This window comes from Methanomicrobium mobile BP (assembly GCF_000711215.1).
Taxonomy (GTDB): Archaea; Halobacteriota; Methanomicrobia; order Methanomicrobiales; family Methanomicrobiaceae; genus Methanomicrobium; species Methanomicrobium mobile.
This window is the reverse complement of the sequence record NZ_JOMF01000004.1, coordinates 432,900-458,759: the sequence shown is the minus strand read 5'-3', so window position 1 is coordinate 458,759 and position 25,860 is coordinate 432,900. Positions and strand designations below refer to the sequence as shown.

General features: G+C 46.1%; 21 protein-coding genes. 6 read left to right on the top strand and 15 right to left on the bottom strand.

All coding sequences use genetic code 11. The annotated features are described in order from the left end of the window. Both T502_RS02135 and T502_RS02130 read right to left on the bottom strand, forming a co-directional pair. The gene (locus T502_RS02135) at positions 1-492 is read right to left on the bottom strand and encodes an Lrp/AsnC family transcriptional regulator (RefSeq protein ID WP_042705383.1); all 492 of its coding nucleotides are present in this window, start codon (positions 490-492) and stop codon (positions 1-3) included. Between the two features lie 275 nt (positions 493-767). After that, positions 768-2,072 (bottom strand): ORC1-type DNA replication protein, encoded by a 1,305-nt coding sequence (locus tag T502_RS02130; RefSeq protein ID WP_042705503.1) that lies wholly within the window; start codon positions 2,070-2,072, stop codon positions 768-770. Between the two features lie 1,010 nt (positions 2,073-3,082). On the opposite strand from T502_RS02130, the gene T502_RS08850 reads away from it, so the two are divergent. Then, positions 3,083-3,247: a hypothetical protein gene (locus tag T502_RS08850; RefSeq protein ID WP_157197439.1), complete on the top strand. Its 165-nt coding sequence runs from the start codon at positions 3,083-3,085 to the stop codon at positions 3,245-3,247. A 609-nt stretch (positions 3,248-3,856) separates the two neighbouring features. On the opposite strand, the gene cgi121 is transcribed toward T502_RS08850, so the two are convergent. From cgi121 to T502_RS02105, 3 genes are all read right to left on the bottom strand, one after another. Continuing rightward, positions 3,857-4,624, bottom strand: coding sequence for a KEOPS complex subunit Cgi121 (gene cgi121, locus T502_RS02120; protein ID WP_042705381.1), 768 nt, complete (start codon positions 4,622-4,624; stop codon positions 3,857-3,859). Positions 4,625-4,739: 115 nt separating this feature from the next. Next, positions 4,740-7,487: a DEAD/DEAH box helicase gene (locus T502_RS02115; protein WP_245597742.1), complete on the bottom strand. Its 2,748-nt coding sequence runs from the start codon at positions 7,485-7,487 to the stop codon at positions 4,740-4,742. A gap of 378 nt (positions 7,488-7,865) precedes the next feature. Next, the gene (locus T502_RS02105) at positions 7,866-8,408 is read right to left on the bottom strand and encodes a KH domain-containing protein (protein WP_042705379.1); all 543 of its coding nucleotides are present in this window, start codon (positions 8,406-8,408) and stop codon (positions 7,866-7,868) included. 389 nt (positions 8,409-8,797) lie between these two features. On the opposite strand from T502_RS02105, the gene T502_RS08495 reads away from it, so the two are divergent. Both T502_RS08495 and T502_RS02095 read left to right on the top strand, forming a co-directional pair. Beyond that, entirely contained in the window at positions 8,798-9,463 is a 666-nt protein-coding gene (locus T502_RS08495) for a hypothetical protein (protein WP_052359029.1), read from the top strand. Positions 9,464-9,513: 50 nt separating this feature from the next. Then, complete coding sequence (locus tag T502_RS02095) at positions 9,514-9,714, top strand: helix-turn-helix transcriptional regulator (RefSeq protein WP_042705378.1); 201 nt, start codon at positions 9,514-9,516, stop codon at positions 9,712-9,714. 102 nt (positions 9,715-9,816) lie between these two features. On the opposite strand, the gene T502_RS02090 is transcribed toward T502_RS02095, so the two are convergent. From T502_RS02090 to T502_RS02045, 10 genes are all read right to left on the bottom strand, one after another. Then, positions 9,817-10,653, bottom strand: coding sequence for a hypothetical protein (locus T502_RS02090; protein WP_042705377.1), 837 nt, complete (start codon positions 10,651-10,653; stop codon positions 9,817-9,819). A 45-nt stretch (positions 10,654-10,698) separates the two neighbouring features. Continuing rightward, the gene (locus T502_RS02085) at positions 10,699-11,538 is read right to left on the bottom strand and encodes a serine protein kinase RIO (RefSeq protein ID WP_052359065.1); all 840 of its coding nucleotides are present in this window, start codon (positions 11,536-11,538) and stop codon (positions 10,699-10,701) included. A 203-nt stretch (positions 11,539-11,741) separates the two neighbouring features. Further along, positions 11,742-13,916, bottom strand: a complete 2,175-nt coding sequence (locus T502_RS02080; RefSeq protein WP_042705376.1) for a cation:proton antiporter domain-containing protein — start codon at positions 13,914-13,916, stop codon at positions 11,742-11,744. A 273-nt stretch (positions 13,917-14,189) separates the two neighbouring features. Then, positions 14,190-16,412, bottom strand: a complete 2,223-nt coding sequence (locus T502_RS02075; RefSeq protein ID WP_042705375.1) for a cation:proton antiporter domain-containing protein — start codon at positions 16,410-16,412, stop codon at positions 14,190-14,192. Positions 16,413-16,662: 250 nt separating this feature from the next. After that, the gene (locus T502_RS02070; RefSeq protein ID WP_042705374.1) at positions 16,663-17,265 is read right to left on the bottom strand and encodes a hypothetical protein; all 603 of its coding nucleotides are present in this window, start codon (positions 17,263-17,265) and stop codon (positions 16,663-16,665) included. Between the two features lie 20 nt (positions 17,266-17,285). Continuing rightward, positions 17,286-18,236 carry a tyrosine--tRNA ligase gene (locus tag T502_RS02065; protein WP_042705373.1) on the bottom strand — a complete coding sequence of 317 codons (951 nt, stop codon included), beginning with the start codon at positions 18,234-18,236 and terminating at the stop codon, positions 17,286-17,288. Between the two features lie 157 nt (positions 18,237-18,393). Then, positions 18,394-19,683, bottom strand: a complete 1,290-nt coding sequence (locus tag T502_RS02060; RefSeq protein WP_157197438.1) for a hypothetical protein — start codon at positions 19,681-19,683, stop codon at positions 18,394-18,396. 105 nt (positions 19,684-19,788) lie between these two features. Then, complete coding sequence (locus T502_RS02055; protein ID WP_042705371.1) at positions 19,789-21,027, bottom strand: hypothetical protein; 1,239 nt, start codon at positions 21,025-21,027, stop codon at positions 19,789-19,791. Continuing rightward, the gene (locus tag T502_RS02050; protein WP_157197437.1) at positions 21,008-22,291 is read right to left on the bottom strand and encodes a hypothetical protein; all 1,284 of its coding nucleotides are present in this window, start codon (positions 22,289-22,291) and stop codon (positions 21,008-21,010) included. The genes T502_RS02055 and T502_RS02050 overlap by 20 nt, the downstream gene beginning before the upstream one ends. Continuing rightward, the gene (locus T502_RS02045; protein ID WP_157197436.1) at positions 22,272-23,522 is read right to left on the bottom strand and encodes a hypothetical protein; all 1,251 of its coding nucleotides are present in this window, start codon (positions 23,520-23,522) and stop codon (positions 22,272-22,274) included. Before T502_RS02045 ends, T502_RS02050 begins: the two co-directional genes overlap by 20 nt. Positions 23,523-23,679: 157 nt before the next feature. On the opposite strand from T502_RS02045, the gene T502_RS02040 reads away from it, so the two are divergent. The 3 genes from T502_RS02040 to T502_RS08485 all read left to right on the top strand — a co-directional run bounded on the left by T502_RS02040 (position 23,680) and on the right by T502_RS08485 (position 25,755). Further along, positions 23,680-24,123, top strand: a complete 444-nt coding sequence (locus tag T502_RS02040) for a hypothetical protein (protein WP_042705368.1) — start codon at positions 23,680-23,682, stop codon at positions 24,121-24,123. A 197-nt stretch (positions 24,124-24,320) separates the two neighbouring features. Further along, positions 24,321-24,920, top strand: a complete 600-nt coding sequence (locus T502_RS08490; protein WP_052359027.1) for a hypothetical protein — start codon at positions 24,321-24,323, stop codon at positions 24,918-24,920. A 76-nt stretch (positions 24,921-24,996) separates the two neighbouring features. Further along, the gene (locus tag T502_RS08485) at positions 24,997-25,755 is read left to right on the top strand and encodes a winged helix-turn-helix transcriptional regulator (protein ID WP_169736971.1); all 759 of its coding nucleotides are present in this window, start codon (positions 24,997-24,999) and stop codon (positions 25,753-25,755) included. Positions 25,756-25,860: the final 105 nt, after the last annotated feature.

Genomic DNA, 25,860 nt, shown 5'->3' with positions numbered 1-25,860 from the left:
TTAGAGCGAATACGGCAGCCTCTCGCCGCTCTTGCGTTCGAAGTATTCTATGCCGTTGTCCTTGTAGGTCTTCATTATGAGTATTGTTCCCGTCTCGCGCACATGTTCGAGCGGGGCTACCTGCTCGGCAACAAAGCGGGTTATCTCATGGATGTTTTTGCCGACGACGAGGAGTTCAAGGTCGTATGCTCCGCTGATCAGACGGAGCGACTTAACCTGCCTGTGCCTTGCGAGTCTCTCGGCTATCTTGTCGTATCCGAAATCCCTCTCGGGAGAGACTTTGAGCTCGACGATTGCGGCGACCACGCCTTCGCCTGCCTTCTCCCAGTCGACACATGCCGTGTATTTTTGAATTATTCTGTCTTTTTCAAGAACTTCAATGCGACTCAGAAGCTCTTCTTTGGTTAAATCGACCATATCCGCAAGTGATTCCACAGGTACTTTGCAGTCTTCCTCGAGAAGAGTCAGAATTAGTCTGTCCTTGTCGTCCATATTGTAACTATATTACTATCTCATATGCCTTAAATTTCGCCGATTATCCAAACCGCAAACGGATAGGTATGATGGAAAAAATGAACGAAATAAAGGAATAAAAAATGAATGGAATAAACAGGGAAATCGGATAACGGGGGCTGAATAACAGGGGAAATGGAATAACAAAATGGTGGGGTTATGGAATCACATGGGAATGGAATAACGGAATAAAAAAAGGAGCGGAGTAATGGAACAACATGGAAAATAATGAAAATGTAATAAAAATGGAGGCTTTATCTGTACATGTTTTTGAAACGTGTGACATCTATGAGGCTTAAACGCTCATCGTAGAATTTTTTATCGTCATGAAGTGTCTTCTCGATTCTGTCGGTTCCGGGACCGAATGACATCTCTTTTGTTCGCCCGTATCTTCCTCTGGAAATTACACGGGAGTTTATGATACCGAGCATCTGAAGTTCGTTGATGAGGTCGGTGATTCTTCTGTGCGTGAGAACGTCAAGGTCAAGGACGTTTGCAACCTCCCTGTAGGTCTGCGCAACTTCGCCCGTCGTGAAGGCCTGTTTGTTACTGTTAAGAAGCAGCATTGAGAAGAGAACTGCCTTGCTCTGCGTCGGAAGCGACGATACGCAGTCGCTTAAGGTATCCGTTTCAATCTTCTGCTGCGCATTCTTTACGTGACGCTCCGTGACCTTATCGGCTTTTTCGCGGTTGGCGAGATCTCCCGATTCCCTGAGCAGGTCGAGGGCGCGTCTTGCATCTCCGTGCTCCTGAGCCGCAAGTGCCGCACAAAGCGGAATTACCTCATCTTCGAGGGCGCCGTCCACAAACGCAATATCGGCTCTCTGCTTCAGAATGTCGCGAAGCTGAAGGGCATTATACGGATTGAAGACTTTTTCTTCCTCGGATAATGACGACAGAACTCTCGGATCGAGGAATTCTGTGAAACGCAGGTCGTTTGAGATTCCGATTATGCTTATCTTTGCGTTTTTAAGGTCGCTGTTGAATCTGGTGAGGCTGTAGAGTGTCTCGTCTCCGCTCTTCTTGACCAGTTTGTCTATTTCGTCGAGGACGATTACGTTGACGCCGCCGATTGTGTCTATCATGTTCTTAAGTTCGGTATAGAGTTGGTCGGTTGCCCATCCGGTCTTCGGGATGCCGGAACGGAACTTATCGCTCGCTTTGCTGCCCAGTTTTTCGAGTTCGCCGGCGATAAAACCGAGAACCCGATACTGAGTGTCTATAATCTGACAGTTGATGTATATGACATTGCAGGTCTTTCCCATCTTCTGACACGTGCTTACGAGAGCGGTGCCGACATACGCCACTGAAGTAGTCTTTCCTGTCCCCGTTTTTCCGTAAATCAGGATATTTGAAGGAGTTTCGTTATGAATCGCCGGCGCAAGTATGGCGGCAATAGATTCTATCTCGTCGCGTCTGTGCAGGAGATCGTTCGGTTTATATGTGTGAAGCAGAACTTCCCTGTTCTTGTAAATGTTGCCTTTATCCAGATATTTCCCGAAGAGATCATCGGGATTTGGAAAATTGCCGGATTTGAATTTGCCGGCGTTCTCATTCACGCCTTCGTTTCCGTTTCCGTACTCTTTTTCTTTGTTGTTTCCAATGCTGTTTCCGATATCGTTTAGGGTATTGTTTATTTTATCGCCCCCGATATCCCCTTTGTTTCCGCTCCAGTAATCCTCATAATTGTCAGGCACAGATACGACCTCTTTTTAATTTATTTGACGGCTTTTATGATTTCTGCATGACTGTCGGATGCGGGACGAATCCCGATGGCGAATTGATGAAATGCCGCATACCGAATTGCATGTCAAGTTACATGCAAGTTACATGTCAAGTTACATACCCGGTTGCATGCCAACCGTGGTTACATGCCAAGTCACATACCAAATTACATATCAAATTACAGAATTCGAATTTTAAAGGAGATGGTGGGATTTCAAATGGAAATTGCACGAAAAACATGCAGAGTTACCTATATTTCAGAGATAATTCTTCGGATGAGATTTCACCCGATTTTAACTCCGTTTTAAAAATCATTGAGAAATTGAGAGATTTTTCGAATGATTCCCAGACTCCCCATACCCCTTGTCGAGTCCGCAACTTTGTGTAAACATACTATTCAGATTGAAAGATTATTAATCATTATGTTTTGAGTGAGGCAGTGAGAAACCGGTCGGAACCTTTAGGGGATAATCGAGGGTTGTTTCGGGAAATATTCCGCGAATATGAGATATTTCTGCAATCCATATCGCCTGCGAAGCGCTATTGCGGAATCGGGATAGGAATTGGAACAGGTAAGGTTGAACAGGATCAAATGAGGGAGAAATATGAGGGGTGACGCGGGAATTGGAACGGGTTTTGGTATAGGTATTAGTAGTGGTATTGATATTGGAACTGAGAAAAGTTGAGGAGGCGAGGCAGGCAATGGAAGGGGGGGCAGAACTCGAGATGTGGGAACATGTAGGATGGAAGATTCAAGAGGGGGCTGAATAAGGAAGAGCAAACGGGGAGGGGGTCTGGGTTCGGGAGGAGAGAGGAAGGAGATGGTAAGGACAGGAGAGAGTTAATGAGAGTTAACGAGGGGGGGAAGGGGAAGGGAAGAGAGAAAAGAGGAATCAGGATCAAGGATGTTGACACTGACCCCATCATTTCGACTGGAGATGTTTTTATGTGTGGGGGGGTGAAAGAAATTGATAAGAGATGGATAGGAAAAAGAAGAAGAAAAATATAAAAAATAAGTGAATAATGAAGAGATTTCTAATTTTATGATGAAAGAATTGCATTTTTCTTTTATGAAAAATTGTATGAGAGGGTTGTGCATGATAGGGTTCTCGTAAAGTTTGATTTATTTTCTTATTTTTTATTGTCGTTGTGAGAAACTTTTCACACCTTGTGTTACATTTAACAATTAATATATACTATTATTCTCATAGGTACCAATGACTATTCTCCGCTTTCAAAAAGTACTTGCACTATTCTTTACGGCACTTACTTCTCAACACCCCTATCCATAAAAACATCTCCAGTCGAAATGATGGGGTCGGGGTAACCACCACTCCTTCCTCACAAAATCCCTACAATCTTCTCACAATTATCTAACAATAACTATCAGCAATTCCACCACAATCTCTATCCAATTCCTCTCTAAAATCTCTCTCAATAACTGTCAACAATTTCACAGCAATCTCACAGCAATTCTTCCGAATTCCTATCAATGGTTCCCCGGAATATCCCTCAGAAACCGTCAAAGACTCCTTAACCTACTATGAGTCAAAATCACAGAAAATTAAATAAAAATAAAAAGAAGAGTAAAAAACCAATCCTATAAAGTCAGTCCAATTTACTTCTGAATGTCAAGCAGAGCAACCTTCTCGACAATCAGTTCCTCGATTCTTCCGATGCCGACTTCGGATAACTCTTCGTCCGGAATGTCGAAGAGCTTCATGAGTTTCTTCAGTTTCCTATCGGAGATCCTGTCATTGCCGTCACCGATGTTACCGCTGTCATCGCCGTTCTTCAACTTAAGACCAATCTCTCTCTCGAGTTCGGAGAAAACCTTCTCGTTCTTCTCACAATATTCGGCATATTTTTCATTCTTATTCTCATCCTTGCCGTGTTTATTGCCGTCTCTTTCATTTCCGACCTTATTTTTCATCTCTTCGCATACGCAGACAAACAGGTCGTTATTGCCTTTGTGAAGTCCGAATTCTCCGATCTCGTTGCACTGCCGTCTTGCTCCCGTGTAGAGAAGAACTTCCATCTCGAACGAGTTCGCTATCGGCTTATCCTCATACCATGAGCGTTTCGCGTGGAAAACGGCACTTTCGATATGCCCGTATCCCGCTATGCAATCGGCGTTCAGGCAGATTATGTACACATTTTCCGCGTCCGCGACCTTCTTTACGGCTTTCAGGCATTCCGGAATATCCTTTACGGACAACTCCGCTCTTCCGACACTGCAGAACATCCCGATTCCCTCTCCATCGGACCCCTCTCCCGGCGATACCGGCACAGGCGCCGGACTCAGCGCAAAACAATGCCTCGAGCCGCCTGCACCGTTACCGTTATCTTTCAAATTTGTTCCGTTTGCATATGTTTCAGTCTTCATTATCTCTTCTCCCCTTGCATATCACATTTGATTCATGGCAATTCATATTCACGGATTCCAACCGCATTTCCAGATTCAGTTGATTCAGTCATTTTTGCCGCCTAATCTTTGTCGCCTAAAATTCAAAAAGCGATTTCTGGTTATTCCGACCCTGACTTTTATCTTTCGAACCCTTTTCTTTCGGACTCTTACCTTTAGCCTTATTCAGCTCTTTTTCAGCACCGTGACCCTTCTTCCGATTCGGCACCGGCGACACGTCACCGGCATTACCGTCATTATCGGCATCATCAAGATCATCAGCTTCGCCGGCATCCCCGACTTCGGCATCTTTGGCACCTTTGACTTCGTTAACGCCGTTAACATCCGCATCGCCGTTACCCCCCTCATCGCCGGTGCGATCAGAACTGGCGGGGCGGTCGGAGCGGGCAGGGAACGCAGAATAATCGGGTGACGACAGACTGTCAAGACCCGAATAATCGCGCTCCATCTTCGAGACCTGATCGACAAGCTGCTTTGCAATCTTCTGACCGAGAATCGATGCGAGTGCCTCAAATTTTGCCGACCGAATCGCCGCAGGACCCGTTATATTATTGTTGAAGAGCCTTCTTGCACGGACGCGCCCGATATTCCGAAGCTTTACAAGCGGAAGCAGCTCGCGCTTGACGCCGTGTTTCATCCTCAGTTCGACCTCGGTGACGGCCTCTCTCAGATCCTCGGCAAACATCGAAGAGATTCGCGACGCCGAATAACAGAGCCAGTTCATGCTCTCTACGACATTGTAGATATCGCCGGGACCGACATTAAACCGCTGACAGATAAGATTCTCGCCGACCTCGGAGATCCAGTTATCGAGGAGCATTGCGGTTTTAAGAGCGCGATAATCCTCCTCCATGCTGTCAAACGAGATGCCGAGCCACAGCTCATCCTCATGCTCCATCGAGAATTGGTTGATAACCGCAATCTCGTCCTTTTTCACGTAAAGAGTGTGCATATCCGGCGTCTTGCAGAGAAGCTGCAGAAGACCGATATCCGAAAATATCGGGCTGCCGCCGGCGTTTTTCGAACCGGCATCCGCAAGATCCTTCGAGCGGCGGAGTTTTTCCTTTCCCGAGACACCGCTTAGACCTTCGTTAATCACCGCCTGCTTCTCGCGCAGTTTTCCGGCGATAATCTCGGCGCTGACGGGGTTTATGTAAAGGCGCGAGACAAGACTGCCGTATGCCGTCGCCGAAAGAAACCCGTCGATCTTCGTGATCATTCCCGCGTCCTCGAGGAAATCTATGGAATCGCCGACTATCTCCGTGAGATACGAACTCTTCTTGTTCGTATACATGTAGAAGGTCTGCTTAAGAAACGCAATCAGATCGTCGTCCTTTCGCACAAATCCCGTCGCAATCAGGGAGAGAATCTGGGCGCAGAGTGCCGACTCGTCGTCCAGCCGCGATTTCACGTCCTCGGAAGGAGCGTCGATAAACTCCTCGAAAAGCCCGTTTGCCATATCGCGGCTCTTTGCAATCAGCACCGACTCTCCGTAGGGGTCGAGATGCGGTCTGCCCGCACGCCCCGCCATCTGCCGATACTCGCGGACCGGAATCGGGCGCATACCATCCTCGGCAAAGCGCATATAATCGCGGATGATGACACGTCTTGCCGGAAGGTTAAGTCCCGCGGCAAGTGTCGGCGTCGAAGAAATAACCTTGATGTGACCGTCGCGGAATCCCTGCTCGATAATCTGACGCTGTTCGCGTTTCATGCCGGCATGATGAAAAGATGCACCCTTACCCGTGCAGAGCGCCAGCGTCTGACCCATATCGGTCTCGGCTACAGCCTCAAGCTCTTTTTCGATTCTTTCAAGAACGGCGGAATCCGTCAGGTGCTTATACGGCTTATACGGCTCATGCAGCGCATCCGACTCATCGGATTCGTCCGTTTTATCCGACTTATCCGTGCCTCCGGCTCTTTTACGGACATTTTCATGTGCATTATCGTGAACCCTTTTTAGTTCCTCGTCGTATTTTTCCAGAGCCTTTGCCATGCGTTTTGCGAATCCTTCGGCATTGCGTCTCGAATTGACAAAAACAAGGCACTGACCGCCTTCTTTGATGCAGTCCAGACAGAGATTGGTATCCTCGTCCTTCGTCGGCATATCAATCTCCCGATCATCCTCCTCGAAATAGATGGTATTTGCGTAAAATACGCCCTCCTTGAGGATAACGGGTCGCCATTCCGATGAGACGTGCTCGGCATCGAGCCAGCCCGCGAAAGTTCTCGGGTTGCCGATAGTGGCGGTAAGCGCGATAATCTGCATGTTTTTGTTGAGATACCGCAGTTTTGTAATCACCATCTCGAGAGTTGCGCCGCGGTCCTCGGAATCGATGAGATGCGCCTCGTCAATGACAAGGCAGGTGACAAGCTCCATCCATCGCGCATTGTTCCTCAGGAGCGAATCCGCCTTCTCGCTCGTGGTGATGATGATATCGTTCTTTCCCAGATACTCGTCGCGTTTATCGAGGTCGCCCGTGGCAATGCCGACTTTGACGCCCTTATTCTGGAATTCTTCAAATTTTTCGGAGGCAAGTGCTTTAAGAGGGACGATATAGAGGCATTTTCCCTGCGCACTAATCTGCCTGTGCATTGCCATCTCGGCGACGAGGGTCTTTCCGCTTGCCGTCGGAATCGAGATAAGGAGATTTTTGCCGTCAAGGAGACCTTTCTTTACGCATTCTGCCTGCGGCGGATAAAGCTCGGTTATGCCGCGTTTCGCATATGCGTCGATGAGCGCCTGCGGAAGAGGCAGGTCGGCAAGTCTGTATCCCGAGGCGTTCTTCTTTTGGGAAGCGCCCGTCTTTTTCGGGGCTGTCATGGCAGAAGAGGACACCCCACTGTTTCCTGTCTAAAAGTGATGCATGGTCTGTTTTCGGAAAACGAAGCGTAATTTGAGCAACGGGTTTTCAGTGGAAATATATCTGTCGGCGCCTTGAAAATGATTGAAAAACCATGGTGCCGGGATACGGATTTGTTCATTTTCGGGACCGAAATGTGAACATTCGGGAAGGCACCGTATATGGATGAGAATAATTTGTGAAATTGTGAGGAAACGATGACACCTTCGGCGGCAACCTCTCCGGTATTGACCGCTTCCGCGACAATCGCTTCGCCGTTACTCACTTTTGCAGCATCAATCACTTTGGCAGTACCTTTCACAGTAAACTTTCAACGGTAAACTTCCGGCAGTAAACCTTCAGTAGTAATACTCTATCATATTGGCTTTTGCTTCCTTCTTCTTCTTATCGAGGAAAGCAAAGACGTTTTCGTGCGGCAGACCCTCGATTATCATGTCGATTGCGGCAATGGCATTCTTTGTCTGCTCAATGCCGCCTATGACCGCGACGGTCTTGCCGTAGACCGAGATCTCGGCGCCGGTCAGGTTCTCGATCTGCTCGCGCGCCTTTCCCGCCTTTCCTATGATTCTTCCGCGGAGTCTTTCCATCTGCTTGGGCGTGTTGCAGACCGCACTTAAATCCACGACCTCGAGGATGACATCCTCGTCCTCCAGAAGAACGAAGGCACGTTCGGGCGAGAAACCGCGGTTGATTGCACGGATTATTTCCGCGGTTTTTATGACCGCGAATGCGTCTTCGGCTTCTATCGTGACGATTCCTTCCTCGCTGTCGACCTCAAGCGCCGTATTGGTCTTCTTCTCGATGAGGCGCTTGGTTCTGCCGCCTTTTCCTATTATTACCGCAATTCGGTCCTGGGTTATTTTTACTTCCTGCTGTGTCATTTATTCATCTCTTTAGTAAGGAATTCATTCAATCGGCATTAAATCGGGGATTAAATCGGGATTTTTTGATTTCGGGCAATCCCCGCGGGTTTTGTATATTCGCGGATTTGGGTATATCTGAGATTTCTGAAATTTTATCTGTAAAACGAATTAATCGGCGCTGTCTGCGCCATATTTTGGTATGCATTATTATTGTCTCTATAAGTGTAAAATCTTTGGCGGAATTCCCGGGAACCCCACGGCAGACGATCCGAGAAATCCGTGAAATCAGCGTAACGCGGGATTGTGAAAAGTGTTATATACTTCTAACATGTTATATTGATCTAACAAAGTGTTGTTTATTTCTAACACAAATGCGTTTGAAACACTCAACTTTTGGAGATAAGGATATGACAAACGAAGAAAAAAGCAAAGAAAATAGCGAAGAAAAAATAGACAAAACGGGCAAAACGGATAAATCGGAGAAAACTTCGGGCATATTCGCACCGAAGCGTTTCTCGGAGCTTGGCGCAAATGAGCGAAGGTATGTGATCTCGGCGGCATTATCCGCGGCAGCTATGGTAATCGTCATAATCGCGGCTTACGTCACCGGAGCCGGCGCGGGTTTTAACTTAATCGGTCTCGCTTCGGTGATTTTGGTACTGATTTTGGCTCTGATTGCGGCGAAGATGACTGGAAAGAAGGCGGTTTTGCTTGCGGGAAGCCTCCTCGGTCTGCTGATGATCATAGCGGGTCTTGCACTTACGGTGACAGCCGGCGACAACTTCCAGATGATGATAACGGGCGGATTCATCATGTTCATAATCTGCTTTGCGGGATACAGAAAACCGGCGGATCGCGAGATTCAGGACGAACGCTCCCTCAAGATAGGCACATGGGGCATGGCATACTCGTGGTATCTGACTTATCTCGTAATCATACTCGCCTTCTGGCTTTCGTATCTCAAGGCGGTCACGTTCACGGTCGAGATGATAACAGGCATACTTATCATACTGATGCCTGTAAGCACAATCATCTTCCAGAAGTATTTCGCATCGAGAGGGGATGTTTACTGACCGCAATCTCTCTTTATGGGGAATGCGGGAAAAAGGACGGGCGGTGAAATATGGAGACGAAGATTCGCGAGTATCGCGTTATGAAAAATCTCACGCAGGCGGAGCTTGCCGAGGCTGTCGGAGTGCGGCGCGAGACGGTCGTATTCCTTGAGAAAGGAAAGTATAACCCCTCGCTCAAACTCGCTCACGACGTCGCAAAGGTGCTTGGCGCCACCATAGACGAACTGTTCATCTTCGATGACGATGAATGACGCAATTTAAGCAATAATGAGCACGAAAAATTCTGAAAAATTCTGAAAAATTTAAAAATAAAAAATAAAAAATAAAAAAAAAAAATTAATTTTTTAACTCAATTATGCGCTCGCAGGCGCGATATTTAACTCCCACATGCCGTTGCACGCGACATTTACGAGGTAATTGCCGCTCTCATCGATTTTCAACGGTATTTTTACGCTGCCGGGGGTGCCTTCCTTTGAATCCGAAAATACCTTCGGTATATCAAGCGCGTAGATTTTTCCGTCGAAACTCATAAGGCTTATCGAGAGTTTGTCGGCATCCTCAACCGATACATCGACCGTATAATCGCCTTTGTTGATCTGGAAGAAGGAGGATGAACCGTCTCCGGCACCCCTAAAGCCGATCGGGGGAACCGCGTTGATTGCAAGCGGCACGTCTATGTCAATCTTCCAGTCGCCGGTAGTCTCTATCTTTAAATTCGTCTTCATGTCCTGGGGAACGTAGAATGCCTGCGTCCAGATGTATTTTGCGTCGGCAACGGATTCATCCGCGTTTTTGGCATCGGCGATTGACTTTTCCGCCTCTTTGGTCAGTTCGTTTTCGAACGGATAGATTGCATCGCCGGTTGTGATAACAACGGAAGCCTTCTCGTATTTCGGCTGGGTTACCTTAAGCATGCGGACAATACCGCCCTTAAGATCTGTGGAGATACCTCCGTTACCGCTGCCTTCAAACGAGGCATCGACCGTGTATTCAGGCGAATCGGAATCCCCTGTCGGGGTTGCGGCGGTTGCCTGCCCTGTCGGAGCGGTCGTTGAGGGCGTTGTTGCAGACGTTTGCGTGCCGGTCTGTGTAGCGGCATTCTGCGTGCATCCCGCGACAAGAAGGAATGCAATCAGAAGAACCGCAAGTATTACCGTTATACCTGAGAATTTGATTTTTCGTATTTTCATATCAATTAATTTGACTTAATTGATTATATACGTTTTACGCGGCAATTACGGCTGCATTCTCTCGGCACCGACTATTTCCTTAAAGACCGCCTCATCGTCGAGCGGCTCGCAGAATCGGCTGAAAAAACGGTTTATGTTCTTTATGTCCCGAATCAGATAGCGGACGGCACCCGGGTGCTCGGGAAGGACTGCCTGTCCCATATCGATTATTATGTGTTTTTCACCGTCGAAGAGGATGTTGAACTCCGAGAGATCGGCGTGAACGAGGCTCGCCCCGTTGAAGAGCGTCTTCATATCGGCGATAATCGCATGATATATCTCCTCGCCCTGCGACTTTGTAAAGCCTGCCGCCGCCTGACGAAGCTGCGGGTATGCCGTCCCCGTCTCTCTGTCGCCGCAGAACTCCATGAGCAGAATGTTGCGGTCGAAAAGATAAGCCTGCGGGCAGTTGATCCCGGAATCGCGGGCGCGGATGAGGTTTGCGTACTCCTTCTTCGTCCACGCAAATATGAACTCCTTCTTCGACTTGCGTATCGACGAAAAACGCGGGTCGCCTGCCATGTATTCGCCCATCGTATTGAAATTTGCCGACTGAATGCGGTATATCTTGAGCGCCGCCGGATGACCGTCGCCGTCTTCGGCGTAGAAGACGTTCGCCTCCTTTCCCGTCGAAATCGAGCCGCCGATTGCGGAGATCTTTCCTTTGTTCACGAGTTTATAGAGGGCAAGAAGGGTCTGGTCGTCGAAGACATTCTCCATCACCTTGAAGTTGTCGGCATCGCGGAGAGTAATCCCTTTTTTCTCGACAAGCCTGTCGAACTTCTCGATGAGTTTATCGGTGCCGCCGTTACCGCCGTTATTTTCAATATCTCTGTTTTTGCCCATATCGGTCTCCGTAATCATATCCGCATTCGTGTCTGTATCGTATACGTAATCGTGAATGTATCTTATACGTAATCGTGAATGTATCTTATACGTAATCGTGAATGTATCTTATACGTAATCGTGAATGTATCTTATACGTAATCGTGTATGTTTCTTATACGTATTCGTCTCCGATTTCGATCCGCTTCCAATAATGTTGTGTTTTATTCCCCGACTTCGTCGAAGAGTTTCCTTATCTCGTCAATCTGACCGATTTCGCCGACGATAATCGCGGTATCCCCTTCGTAGAGGACGGTATCGTCATCGGGCGTAAGTTCGGCATCCGCGTCCTCCGCTCTCCTGACGGCGACGACCGAGACGCCGTATTTACCGCGTATCGAGACCTCCGAGAGTCTTTTGCCGCAGATATACGAGTTTTTGCCGACGATAATCTTTTTGATGCTGTTCTTGGATTTCGGCATGTTCCTGTCCGCCGTATGAATCATATGCATCATGGGGCGGAGGAGAAAGTTATTCCCGTCGGTCGTATTGTTCATATCGCTACTTTCTGCCATCGATTTTTCGAGATAGCGGTCGTAGAGTTCCCGCCTGATCTGTTTTACGCAGGCATCAATTTCGTTTTGCAACTCCGGAGTAATCGTCTTGCCTTTCAGGATTATGCACTTGAAGATCTCAAGAGCGGTTTCTCTTTCATCGACAATTACCTTATCGGCACCGAGACGGTAGAGTTCGGCAATATCGGAGACGAATCTGGCGCGGGCGATGATGTATATCGTCGGATTGAGCCTTCTTACTGTTGTTATGATTGCCTTTGTCGCTTCCGTGTTCGGTATGGTAACAACAATTGAGCCTGCTTTGCTGATTTTTACATGATTAAGGATAATGTCGCGGCTTGCGTCACCGTAGATTATCTCTTCGCCTTTTTTCTTCTCTTCCGTTACCGTTCCCGGGTTCAGTTCGATTATGACATATTTAAGACCCGTGTTTTTAAGCGCTTTTACGACATATTGACCGCAGATTCCGTAACCTACAACAACCACGTGCCGACCGTCTTTTTTTGCGGGAATGCCCCGGGTATCCGCTGCCGAACTCTCACCCGCAGGCACCGCGTCGCCTTTTTCCGTCGGGACGGATGCCGCCGTGTCGGTGTCGGACGGCACACCGTTTGCCGACGGGATGCCTGTCGCCGTTTCCGCGGACTGCGGGAATTCATGCGTTTTTATGTATTTATCGGCAATAACGGGTGCGGCTTTGACAAGATACGGGGTTGCTGCCATGGTGACTATCGATATTGCAAGGAAGATCTGATAGACTTCTTCGGTAAGTATGCCCGACTGAAGACCCGAGACACCGAGTATGAATGAGAATTCACCGATCTGCGAGAGTCCTACCGCCGAAAGGAAAGCCACCGTCGACGCAACGCCGATTGCCTTCAGACTGACGAAATTGATAATTGTCTTTCCGAAGAGGAGTGCCGCGGCGATTGCGACGATTACAAGTAAATGGGATGTGAGGTCGGAGAGATTAAGCATCATGCCTATTGATACGAAGAAAAAGCTTGTGAGAATGTCGCGAATCGGCATTACCTGCCCGATTATCTCATAGCTGTATTCGGATTCCGAGATGGCAACGCCGGCAAGGAAGGCGCCGAGTGCGAGCGAGACGCCGTTGAGCGACATGAGCCACGCGATTCCGAAACAGATGACTACAATCGTTATTACGAAGAGTTCCTGATTTCTCATCGAGACGATTTTTGTAAGTATACGCGGCACGAAGATGATTGCGGCAACGAGGATTAATCCCAGAAGTATCATTCCGAATCCGAAATTTAGGAGATCCCAGCCTAAACTTTCGGAGGATGAGCCTGCCAGTATCGGTACCATAAGTATCATCGGAACGACGTTGAGGTCCTGGAATATGAGCAGACCGAGAGCCATTTTTCCCTGATGAGTGTCTATCTCTCCGCTCTGCTGATACAGGTTCATTATTACCGCGGTTGATGAGTGAGCTACAAGGAAACCTATGAATATTGCCGTGTTTGACGAAAATCCCATCATCACCATGATTGCCCACACTGCCGCGGTCGTAAGACAAAGCTGGAGACCGCCGCCTATGAGGACGACTTTTTTCATGCTGAGAAGGTTTTTAAGCGAAATTTCAAGTCCGATTGTGAACATCAGGAGGATTACGCCGAGTTCGGCAAGAAGAGACACCTCGGATTCGCCTATCAGTCCGAGACCGTAAGGACCGACGATGATTCCCGTAAGGAAATAGCCGATTATAATCGGCATTTTTACGCGTCTTCCAAGTACCAGTATTGCAAGAGCGCAGGCCAGTACGATAAATACTGCGGTAATCAGTTCGGCATCCGTATTCATGAAGTTTCAGACCGTCCCGTCGGTGAATATTCAAAGAGGTTAATTGATTTTTGTATATTTATATCTGTAAGATATATCTGTCGGATATATACGTAAGATTCGTCGTAGAGTCGGTGATAATTCGTATTTCGGATAATATATCCGCAAATTTCCACAAATTATTCGCAATTATCCCCAAGTTATCAGCAATTATCCGCAAGTTATGAGTTTTCGGCAGAATTGCGTTAAAAAAGGAAAACAAATTAAGTTATGGGATTACAGGATATTTGTGTTTCAGTTTCCGACTTCGTCGAAGAGTCTTCTTATCTCGTCAATTTTGCCGATTTCGCCGACGACAATCGCGGTATCGCCTTCGTAGAGGAAGGTATCGCCGTCGGGCGTAAGTTCGGCATCGGTGTTCTCCGCTCTCTTTACGGCGACGACCGAAACACCGTATTTGCCGCGTATCGAGACCTCGGAGAGTCTTTTGCCGCAGATATACGAGTTTTTGCCGACGACAATCTTCTTTATGCTGTTCTTGGATTTCGGCATGTTTTTGTCCGCCGTATGAATCATATGCATCATGGGGCGGAAGAGGGAGTAATTTCCGGAGATCGCATTCTTTTCGCTCTCAATAATCGGTTTTTCAAGATATCTGTCGTAGAGATTCAATCTCATCTGTTTTACGCTGACGTCGAGTTCTTTCTCCAATTCCTGCGTGAATACATTGCTTTTCAGGATGGTGCGCTTGAAGATCTCGATAGCCGACTCTCTCTCGTCGACTATGACCTCATCGGCACCGAGACGATATAATTCGGTAATATCCGAGATAAATCTGACGCGGGCGATGATGTATATCGACGGATTGAGTCTTCTGGCGGTCGTGATGATTGCCTTTGTCACCTCGCCGTTCGGAATCGTAACGACGATTGCGCCCGCTTTCTCTGCCTTTACGTGATTTAAGATGGTGTCGCGGCTTGCGTCGCCGTAGATAATCTCCTCGCCCTTCTTTCTTTCCGCCTCAACGGTTGCGGGATTGAGTTCGAGGATAATGTATTTAATCCCCGTTTTTTTGAGTGCTTTGACGACGAACTGACCGCATATTCCGTAACCGACGACGATAACATGTTTTTTGTATATGTGCGGTTTCGTTGAGCGCGAGCGCTTTACCGGTGTTTCTCCCGCTATCTCCGAAGATATGCCCGCGGATTCCGCGGATGCGGAAGCTCCCGTTACTCCCGCCGTTCCCACAGTTACCGCAGTTGCCGTTGTTTCCGCAGGTTCCTTATCCGTCGCCGTATCCGCGGTTTCGAAGCCGAAATCAATAGGTTCATCCGCAACCGCCGCCGCCCTCCTCGTCATCTGTTTTTTGACGATTGCGGGCGCGTAATTTACGAGATACGGGGTTATTGCCATCGTTATAATCGAGACCGTGAGGAATATCTGATAAAGGTCGTTGTCCACAATTCCCGACTGAAGACCCGAAAGACCGAGGATGAACGAGAACTCACCGATCTGAGAGATTCCTACCGCCGACAGGAATGCAACCGCAGACATGACGCCGATTGCCTTCAGACTGACGAAATTGATTATTGTCTTTCCGAAGAGGAGCACAACGGCGATAACGCCGATTATGAGGACATGTGACGAAAGATATCCGAGATTAAGCATCATTCCTACAGAAACAAAGAAGAAACTTGTCAGAATGTCGCGAATCGGCATCACCTGCCCGATTATCTCGTAGCTGTATTCGGACTCCGAAATGGCAACGCCTGCAAGGAAGGCGCCGAGTGCGAGCGAGACGCCGTTAAGCGACATGAGCCATGCGATTCCGAAGCAGATGACCACGATTGTTATTACAAAGAGTTCATGGTTCCTGAATGACGCAACCTTTGTCAGGAGACGGGGCACGAAGATGATTGCGGCGACGAGGACAAAGGCGAGAATCAGCATTCCGAATCCGAGATTGAGAAGTTCGAAGGCTAAGTTTTTGGAGGAATTGCCCGCGATTATCGGTACAAGGAGCATCATCGGGATTACGCAGATGTCCTGAAATATGAGCATTCCGAGGGCAATCTTTCCGTGAGCGTTTTCTATATCGCCGCTCTGCTGGTAAAGGCTCATGATTATTGCCGTTGACGAAGGAGCGATCAGAAATCCCGTAAAGAGTGCGGTGTTCGAGGGAAAACCGAGCATGACCATGATTGCCCAGACGGCAGCGGTCGTAAGACAGAGCTGCAATCCGCCGCCTATGAGGACCACTTTTTTCATGCTGAGCAGGTTTTTAAGCGAAATCTCAAGTCCGATTGTAAACATCAGGAGAATTACGCCGAGTTCGGCAAGAAGAGAGACACCAGATTCGCCGATCAATCCGAGACCGTAAGGACCGACTACGATTCCCGTGAGGAAATAGCCGATTATGAGCGGCATTTTTATGCGTCTTCCGAGCAACTGTATTGCCAGAGCGCAGGCTAATATGATGAAGACCGCCGTTATTAATTCCGCGTCCGTATTCATGAAGTCTCAGACCATACTGTCGGTGAATATTCAGAGAGGTAAATTGCCCAAATATTATCTGTCGGATCCCGACAAAAAGTTGATGATTATGCTAAATAAAGATGATGGGACGAAAAGGGGATTACGATAATTGCACGGTGAACTCACGATAAATTGCATGATGAATTGCACTATATATTTCACGATAATTCCACGGTAATTGCGGGTAAAAAATGAAGATAATTGGGTTCTATAGGGATTTACGCGGTCTTCACTCGGTCTTTGCGTTCAGGTAGTCCATGGTGAGCGCATCCGACGGAATCAGGTAACCGACAAGGTTGATTCTGTCGTTTGTGGCGTAGACGGGGATTCTCTGACCGCTCTTTTCGTTGACGTTATAGACTTCTTCCGCGGCGTCGGTGTGTGCGCTTAAGTCGTCATAGACCGTGTTATAGAGCTGTTCGAAGGATTTGTATGCGTCGTAATCGCTTCCGAGTTCCTTAAACGAGCCGTCTTTCAGAAGGTAGGCGTTTCCGTCCCTGTCCTGCATGAGTGTTCTCGTGCAGTAGCGTTCGGTCTTGGGGTTGTATTCGCCGATGACCTTCAGTGTGCCTTTGCCGTTCGTGACTATCATTCCGGCGGCATATATCGGACCGTTTGTGGCGGGTGTCTGTGTTGCCTCGGCGGTGACCTGCGCCGCTTCGGTTGCGGTCGGCTGAACCTCGGGTGTTGCCGCAGGCGTCGGAGTCTGGGTTATCGGCTGGCTTGTTGTTCCCGTGCATCCCGCCGTGAGGATGACGGCGGCGGCAATAACGAGCATTAATATTGTCAATGCCGTTTTCGTGCCGCTCTTTTTGCTGTTCTGTTTCATCATGGTATCATACTCCTTTTGTCTTACAGACCCAAATAATCTCTTGCGGGTGCGAGGACTTCGACGATTCCTTCCGTGCATGACGCTTTGAGGTCGGCGGGGTGAATCTTTCCTTCGCCGTAGAGCTTCTCGCATTCCTCGTAGGATGTGAATTCCATGTCGCCGCCGAACTTCTCGGGGCGCTTTAAGGTGACGGTGTCGAGTCTCGGGAAGACGTGGTATTTTAAGACCTGCAGAATCGGGTTTTCCTCAATCTCCGGCGGGCAGAACGCCTTCTTCATCTTCTTTCTGATGTCTTCTTCGGTGTCGGCGACCGAGATGTAGTTGCCCTCGGAGGATGACATCTTCTTGCCGTTAAGTCCGTTGATAATCGGGGTGTGCATACACAGCGGCGCTTTTGCTCCGATTGTCGGGAGGTATTCGCGGGCGAGCATGTGTATCTTTCTCTGGTCGATGCCGCCAAGGGCAAGGTCGACGCCGAGCGTGTGGATGTCGACCATCTGCATGATGGGGTAGACCATCTGCGAGACGTGGGGTGCGTCCATGTTTCTGCCGACCTCGTCCATGCTTCTTGTGGCACGGTTGAGGGTTATCTGCTGGGCGAGTCTGAGCGTGTTTATCTGATAGTCCTTGTTTAACTGAACGTCGGTTCCGAGGACGAACTCGACGTTCTTTCCTTTGAGACCGACGGCCTCAAAGCAGCGGCGGTTGTAGTCGGCGAGTTCGGCGACTCTTTCCATCGTTCCTTTCTTGTTGAGGAAGGCGTGAAGGTCGGCAAGGAGGACTTTGACCTTGAAGCCGGCGTCGCGGAGGTCCATGAGTTTGTTTATTGTGACGAGGTGTCCGAGATGAATCTCGCCGGACGGCTCATATCCCGTATATACGGATTTTTCGGGCTTGGCAAGTACGGCTCTCAATTCATCTTCGGTGACGATCTCTACTGTATTTCTTGTTGCAAGTGTGTATGCGTCCATATTTTCTGCCAATATTATTGGCGTTCAATTAGGATAATATTTATTGCAATAATCTTTTCTCACTTGCGTATTCCCTGTATTTCCTTTATATTTCTATTTCCTTTATTTCCTGAACATCCCGTATTTCCTTCTGCTCCGGTTTTCGTTCGTTTATTTTTCATTCATCGTTTCTTCTCTGATACAGGGCTTTGGCAAAGAGTGCGGTGCAGACAGCGGCAATAATAAACACCGCCTCACCCGATGCCGTTTGTGATTGTGCATTGTCAGAATTTGTATTCTGTGGCTGAGAGTTCTCAGAGTTGCCTGTGTTATCCATGTCGTCCGTGCCGCTGTTGCCGCTTATGCCGTCATCGATATAGTTCTCATCATGTATTGTCACAATTTTCAGGACATTTTTATTGTCTACATTATCCGACCAGACAATTGTGTTTTTCGATACAAGAGGAGCCGCTCCGTATTCATCATTGATATCGGCAACATAATACTCCTTATTTTCTTTCAGATCGTAAAGATAAAGCTTGAAAATGGGTTTATTCCTATTGTCGCACCAGACAATATAGTCTTTATCGATTGCTGGTACGTTAATTCGTGCGTTTGGTGATGCAATCAGGGATGTCTTGTCAGTCGAGATGTCGGTAACGTATAATTCCTGGTTCACATCCAGACCTTTCAGGTACGAATAAAAATCGGAGTCAAATCTGTAGACTATATTAGTGCCCGAGATATCGGGGTATGTGTACACCCCTTTGGTTTCATCACCTATCTGATAGGATTCTCCCGTATCGATATTAAGATAATGGACTGATTTTCTCATCTGACCGTATCTGCTGTCACCAAAGACGACAATATTTCCGCTGTTTTTTCCGCCGGATTGATGTCCCGGGAGTCTGTAGCGTTTAAAGTTCTCACCTGCATCAGTTGATATGCAAATGTTAGGACCGTCAATGTCATCAGGAAATTTTGTAGCAAGAAGTGAAATCGTTTTATCCTGAACATATAGTTCTATCGGGTGTGATGGCGGCACGGATAATCTGTTGTAAGATTTTGATACTATATCATATGATCTAATATCCGTATCATATGATCGGTAATCAGAATTTACCGTCCAATATACCGTATTCCCCGAAATTGCGATTGGGTCGTTTGCTTTCGTATTCGACATGTCATCAAAGGTTAATTCCGCCAGTTTATCGGTGCTTATATTATAGAAATAAAGTTTTGACCATTCATCGTCTTGTTTCTTATTTTTGTTTGCATACTTATCAAAATATAAATCCAATATGAAAATGTTTCCAGCATCTATGACAAATCTGGGAGATGCTGCATCATCGGAGACAAATATTGTTTTTTCTTCCGATAATTCAAGAGCGGATATCGGAAACGCGAAAGAAATTAATAAGAGCATCAGTGAGAGTATCAAAGGAATATGTGATGTTGTAATTCTCATGATTTGTTTCTATCTTATCTATACGATATATACCATCTCTCATCCTCATCAAACAATTGATGATTTCTTGATTTTATTCCGTATTTCCTACTTATTCATTTGTATTCAGTTATTTTTTCTTCCATGATATCCCCCCATGACAATTAATGCAATGCCGACCGAGATAATTATGCAGACAATTTCCCCTGATGCCGTTTGTGGACTTGTCTGCTGTGACTGAGAGTTCTCAGAGTTGTCTATGTCGTCCGTGCCGCTGTTGCCGCTTATGTCGTCATCGACATAGTTTTCATCATGTATTGTCACAATTTTCAGGACATTTCTGTTGTCGACACTGTCAACCCAAGCTATTATATTTTTTGAGATCTGAGGAGCCGATCCGTATTCCCCATTGATATCGGCAACATAATACTCTTTATTTTCTTTCAGATCGTAAAGATAAAACTTGTAATTGGATTTATTGCGGTTATCATCCCAGACAATGTAATCTTTATCAAACGCGAATGAGGGAATTCGTGCGTTTGGCGACGCAATTATGGAGGTCTTGTTTGTCGAAATGTCGGTAATATATAATTCCTGCTTCATATCCTTCTGATCTTTCAAAAATGAATAAAAATCGGGGTCATATCTGTAGACGATATTATTGCCCGATATATGAGGATATGAGTACAATCCTTTGGTTTCGTCACCAATCTGATGAGATTCTCCCGTATCAATATTAAGATAATGTACCGTATCTTTCATCTGACCGTATCTGTCGTCATAAAAGGCGACAATATTGCCGCTTATTTTAATGCCATATTGATACCCTGGGAGTCTGTAGCGTTTAAAGTTTGCACCCGCATCTTTTGATATGTAAATGTCACGACCTTCAATGTCATTTGGAAAATCCGTAGCGGTAAGTACAATCGTTTTATCCTTAATTTCAAGGTCTATCAGTTGAGACGGTGGCACAAGTATTTCGTTGTATGATTTTGATGCCATGTCATATGATCGTAAATCCGAATTTACCGTCCAATAAACAGTATTCCCCGAAATGGCGATTGGGGAGGGACCTCTTGTATCGGGCATATCATCAAAGGTTAATTCCGTAAGTTTATCGGTGCTTATATTATAGATGTAAAGTTTTGACCATCCTATGATAAAGTCATAAAGACCGTCGTTTTGGTCAGGACACAATTCCATGATGAAAATATTTCCCGAATCTATGGCAAATTTGGGATATGCTGTCTCATCGGCAACAAATATTATTTTTTCTTCAGATAACTCCAATGCGGATGCCGGAAAAACGCATAAAGAAATTAAAGAAATAATTATGAGTATCAATTCAGTTATTTTTTCTTCCATGATATCCCGCCATGGCAATTAATGCAATGCCGACTGAGACAATTATCCAAACAACTTCACCCGATGCCGTTTGTGATTGTGTATTGTCAGAGTTTGTATTCTGCGGCTGAGAGTTCTCAGAGTTGCCTGTGTTATCCGTATCGTCACTGCCGCTGCTACCGCTTATGCCGTCATCGACGCAGTTCTCATCATGGATTGTCACAATTTTCAGGACATTTCTGTTATCGACATTATCCGACCAGACAATTGTGTTTTTCGATACAAGAGGGGCAGATCCGTATTCATCATTGATATCGGCAAAGTAATATTCTTTATTTTCTTTCAGATCATAGAGATAAAGTTTGTAATTTGGTTTATCCCTGTTATCGCACCAGACGATATAGTCTTTATCGATTGCGAATGAGGAAATTCGTGCGTTTGGTGCTGCAATTATTGATGTCTTGTTTGTCGAAATTTCAATCATATGTAATTCATGTTTCGCATCCTGACCTTTCAGAAAAGAATAGAAATCGGGATCAAATCTGTAGACAATATTACTGCCCGAGATATCGGGAGAGGTGTATACTCCTTTGGTTTCGTCACCTATCTGATATGATTCCCATGTGTCGATATTAAGATAATTTAATGCATTACTCGAATGGCTGGATCTGCTGTCTTTATAGACAACAATATTACCGCTCATTTTCATGCCTTCCTGATGTCCGGGTTGTCTGTAGCGTTTAAAGTTTTCACCCCCATCCTTTGAAAGGCAAATGTCGGGACCGTCAATGTCACCGGGAAATCTTGTCGCAACAAGTGCAATCGTTTTATCCTGAACTGCAAGTTCTTCCGGGAAAGACGGCGGCACGGATAATCTGTTGTAAGCTTTTGATGCTGTATTATATGATCTGATATCCGCATCATATGATAGGTAATCAGAATTTACCGTCCAATATACTGTATTTCCCGAAATTGCGATTGGGTCATTTGCTTTCGTATTGGACATGTCATCAAAGGTTAATTCCGTCAGTTTATCGCTACTTATATTGTACAAATAAAGTCTTGACCATTCATCGTCTTGTTTCTTATCCTTGTTTGCATACTTATCAAAATACAAATCCAATATGAAGATGTTTCCCGAATCAATGGCATAATAGGGAAATGCTGTATCATCTGAGACAAATATCGTTTTTTCTTCGGATAACTCCAAGGCTGATGCCGGAAGCACGCATAAAGAAATTAAAGAGATAATTATGAGTATCAATTCAGTTATTCTTTCTTCCATGATATCCTGCTTTGGCGATTAATGCAATGCCGACCGAGATAATTATGCACACTATTTCCCCCGATGCCGTTTGCGGACTTGTCTGCTGTGGCTGAGGGTTTTCTGAGTTGTTTGTGTTGTCCGTGCCGCTGTTGCCGCTTATGCCTTCATCGACATAGTTCTCATCATGTATTGTCACGATTTTTATGACTCCTTTGTTATCGACACCGTCAGCCCATACTATTGTGTTTTTCGATACAAGAGGAGCCGCTCCGTATTCCGCATTGATATCGGCAACGTAATACTCCTTATTTTCTTTCATATTGAAAAGAAATAGCTTGTATTTTCCCGATTCATCCCTGTTATCGCACCAGACAATGTAGTCATTATCGATTGCGGCTGAGGAAATTCGTGCGTTTGGTGATGCAATCAGGTATGTCTTATTTGTCGAAATGTCGGTCAGATGTAATTCCTGTTTAGCCTCCTTAGGACCTTTCATAAAAGAAGAAAAATCAGGGTCAAATATGTAGACAATATTACTGCCCGAGATATCGGGATATAAGTACACTCCTTTGGTTTCGTCACCTATCTGATGTGACTCTCCAGTATCGATATTGAGATAATGTACCGTATTTCTCATCTGACCGTATCTGTCGTCATAAAAGGCAACATTATTCCCGCTAATTTTTATGTCGTATTGATATCCGGGGAATATGTAGTGTTTAAAATTTCCACCTGCGTCGGTTGATATGTAAATATCATTTCCCTCCATTCCGTTAGGATAGTCTGTAGCAATAAGTGCAAGCGTTTCATCCTGAACTGCGAGGTACCTCAGTTGAGATGACGGCACAGGTAATTTGTCATACGATTTTGATTCTGTATCATATAATCGAATATAGGATTCTCCCATCCAGTAAACAGTATTTCCTGATATGTCAATCGGAAAGTGATTTCCCGTATTCGGCATATCATCAAAGGTTAATTCAGTCAGTTTATCGGTGCTTATGTTATAGATGTAAAGTTTTGACCATCCTATGATATAGTCACCGTGATCGTTTTTATGGTTCATACACCTTTCCATGATGAAAATATTGCCCGAATCAATGGCAAATTTGGGAGCAGCTGTCTCATCTGCGACAAATATTATTTTTTCTTCAGAGAATTCCAAGGCGGATGCAGGAAGCACGCATGAAGAAATCAAAATGATTAGTAGGGAGAGTATCAAGGGAATTTGTGATATTGTAATTCTCATGATTTTTTGTATCGAATCTATGCAATATATACCATCTCTCATCCTCATCAAACAATTGATCTTTGCCGAATCGATTGTTTGATAGGGATCAGAGAGCGGTTATTAACCTGCACGATATATGAGGATATGTCAAGAAAATTTTTGACAGGAAATCTCTATGGAAAAAACTACAAAGTATGTAATTGCCGGAGTATTACTTCTCTGCGCAGTATTAATCTGTTCACCTGTAAGCGCTCTTAAAGCCGTGGCGACAGATGAACAGTTAAAGATAATGAATGAGCTTGAAGGCACCGACATTACCATCGGAGAGTACATGCAGAAAGTCTGGCCCGAGTTCTACGCGGAACTCGATGACGAACAGAAAGAGAAGATCAACAACTGGAAGAAAAGCTGGCCCGATGATGTAAAATCCGTAAACAAACATGAGAATAACGAAGAAAAAAAGGACGAAATTAAAGCGGAAAATACGGGAACGGGATCTCAGTTAACGGCGAATGCCGCAAAAGGAATGAACATAATCAGGTATGGAGTCATGCCTCTGAAAATTTCCTGCCCCGCGACCGCATATTGTATTCTTGCGGCAAAATGCTTATATTTCTGAGTTACAAAGAGACCATTAAACAATATCGGACTCCATGATTACCGAACAGGACTAAAAGGACTGAGAATAAAACAGAACAAACTGACTGAACCGAACTGAAACGAACTAAGGACTGAACAGAACACAACAGAAAAAGACATAACCAAACTGACAAAACAGGACCAAACATAACCTGACAGGATAAAAGGGGGGACACAATGTATCAATCCGTGTATAAATCGGCAATCTTTGCGGTATTCATCGGGCTGATTCTCATGCTTCTGATGATGGATCCCGTGGACGCACTCTCGGCCAATGCGACCGAAGAGCAGTTAAGGATAATGAACGAGCTTGAAGGCTCGGAGATGACCATCGGAGAGTACATGCAGAAGGTCTGGCCCGAGTTCTACGCCGAGATGAGCGACGAGCAGAAAGAGCACATAAACCGCTGGAAGAGAAGCTGGCCCAAAGACGCAAACACCATCGAAAACAACGAAGTTAAGTGGCACAGTCAGAATGTGACCTCGTTTACGACGGCGCTCGGCATCAAACTCTGCTGGGGAGAATCCGTCAATCCCGATTACCGGCGCAATGCCACGGAGAGTGCGGCGGAGTCGGATACGTTCTCCAATCTCAGTATTACCGTATATTCGCCGAAGGGTCACATCTTCGGTCCCTACCGTGACGCCGATTTTGACAGGTCGCAAAACGGCATAATCAACTTTTACATCAAAAGGCTCAACGGGGTGGATTTGGGCGAATGGTGGTATGCCGTGAAAGGCGACAGGGTTGACGGAACCGAATACTATACGGTTTGACGATATATACGCGGTTTGACGTATCGCTTGCGTAACGCGGTTAAAGAGTATAATGCACTAAATGCACGGAGTAAACATGAACGAAGAAAAGATGCAGCGGAACACCGCAATCATGGGATTATTCGCGGTAATTTTTATTCTCGCAATTTCGGCGGCGGTCGCGGTTTCTCCGACCGAAAAAACCGAAGCCACCGTATATCACTATGCGGACGGCTACATTGTCTCGGATTCGCCGGATTTTGAGGATTATATCGACACCTCCGGCAGTGACAAAATTCGTGAATTTTCCGAACTGCCCTTATGGATTAAGGTCTCGGTGATCCTCGGCACTTTTTTTTCGCTGATCTGTGTGCTGAAATACGCTCTCCTCTTTTTCGGAAGAACGAAGAACGCAACAGATTCGGGTGCGGACGGCGGCAACAAAAAGATCATCTATGATTCCGTATGCGACAACCCGGGCATTATCGCCGCGGAGATCGGCGAACTTACGGGAATAAACATAGGAACGACCAGATATCACCTGTATATTCTTGAAAAGAGCAGAAAAATTTTCCATGTCAAGAAGGGCGGCAAGGTCTATTATTTCAGGAACGACGGTTCGTTTACGGAGAACAGAATCGCGGACATAATCGTTGCCCGACACGAGAACCGCAGACTTATTCTGAAGATTGTTCAGGAACGACCCGGAATATCGAATAAGCATATCTCGGATGCCATCGGCATCGACAAGAGCACGGTTCACTGGCATGTCAAATGCCTCTGCGACGCCGGCGCTTTAAGAGTGGAATATGACGGAAGGGATGTGAGGATATATCCGCAGTCGGCAGTGTCGTAAAAGTAGTAAAAGCCGTAAAAAGTTAAAAGTAAAAGTTAAAAGAAATTTTCAAAATTTTAAAAATCTCAAAAAAATTTAAAACTGTTTTAAAATGCCTGTGGCGTA

Excerpts from the sequence above, each read along its gene's own strand:
- T502_RS02135 (WP_042705383.1), bottom strand. The coding sequence starts at position 492 with ATGGACGACAAGGACAGACTAATTCTGACTCTTCTCGAGGAAGACTGC.
- T502_RS08850 (WP_157197439.1), top strand. The coding sequence starts at position 3,083 with ATGAGAGTTAACGAGGGGGGGAAGGGGAAGGGAAGAGAGAAAAGAGGA.
- cgi121 (WP_042705381.1), bottom strand. The coding sequence starts at position 4,624 with ATGAAGACTGAAACATATGCAAACGGAACAAATTTGAAAGATAACGGT.
- T502_RS02115 (WP_245597742.1), bottom strand. The coding sequence starts at position 7,487 with ATGACAGCCCCGAAAAAGACGGGCGCTTCCCAAAAGAAGAACGCCTCG.
- T502_RS02105 (WP_042705379.1), bottom strand. The coding sequence starts at position 8,408 with ATGACACAGCAGGAAGTAAAAATAACCCAGGACCGAATTGCGGTAATA.
- T502_RS08495 (WP_052359029.1), top strand. The coding sequence starts at position 8,798 with ATGACAAACGAAGAAAAAAGCAAAGAAAATAGCGAAGAAAAAATAGAC.
- T502_RS02095 (WP_042705378.1), top strand. The coding sequence starts at position 9,514 with ATGGAGACGAAGATTCGCGAGTATCGCGTTATGAAAAATCTCACGCAG.
- T502_RS02090 (WP_042705377.1), bottom strand. The coding sequence starts at position 10,653 with ATGAAAATACGAAAAATCAAATTCTCAGGTATAACGGTAATACTTGCG.
- T502_RS02085 (WP_052359065.1), bottom strand. The coding sequence starts at position 11,538 with ATGGGCAAAAACAGAGATATTGAAAATAACGGCGGTAACGGCGGCACC.
- T502_RS02080 (WP_042705376.1), bottom strand. The coding sequence starts at position 13,916 with ATGAATACGGATGCCGAACTGATTACCGCAGTATTTATCGTACTGGCC.
- T502_RS02075 (WP_042705375.1), bottom strand. The coding sequence starts at position 16,412 with ATGAATACGGACGCGGAATTAATAACGGCGGTCTTCATCATATTAGCC.
- T502_RS02070 (WP_042705374.1), bottom strand. The coding sequence starts at position 17,265 with ATGATGAAACAGAACAGCAAAAAGAGCGGCACGAAAACGGCATTGACA.
- T502_RS02065 (WP_042705373.1), bottom strand. The coding sequence starts at position 18,236 with ATGGACGCATACACACTTGCAACAAGAAATACAGTAGAGATCGTCACC.
- T502_RS02060 (WP_157197438.1), bottom strand. The coding sequence starts at position 19,683 with ATGAGAATTACAACATCACATATTCCTTTGATACTCTCACTGATGCTC.
- T502_RS02055 (WP_042705371.1), bottom strand. The coding sequence starts at position 21,027 with ATGGAAGAAAAAATAACTGAATTGATACTCATAATTATTTCTTTAATT.
- T502_RS02050 (WP_157197437.1), bottom strand. The coding sequence starts at position 22,291 with ATGGAAGAAAGAATAACTGAATTGATACTCATAATTATCTCTTTAATT.
- T502_RS02045 (WP_157197436.1), bottom strand. The coding sequence starts at position 23,522 with ATGAGAATTACAATATCACAAATTCCCTTGATACTCTCCCTACTAATC.
- T502_RS02040 (WP_042705368.1), top strand. The coding sequence starts at position 23,680 with ATGGAAAAAACTACAAAGTATGTAATTGCCGGAGTATTACTTCTCTGC.
- T502_RS08490 (WP_052359027.1), top strand. The coding sequence starts at position 24,321 with ATGTATCAATCCGTGTATAAATCGGCAATCTTTGCGGTATTCATCGGG.
- T502_RS08485 (WP_169736971.1), top strand. The coding sequence starts at position 24,997 with ATGAACGAAGAAAAGATGCAGCGGAACACCGCAATCATGGGATTATTC.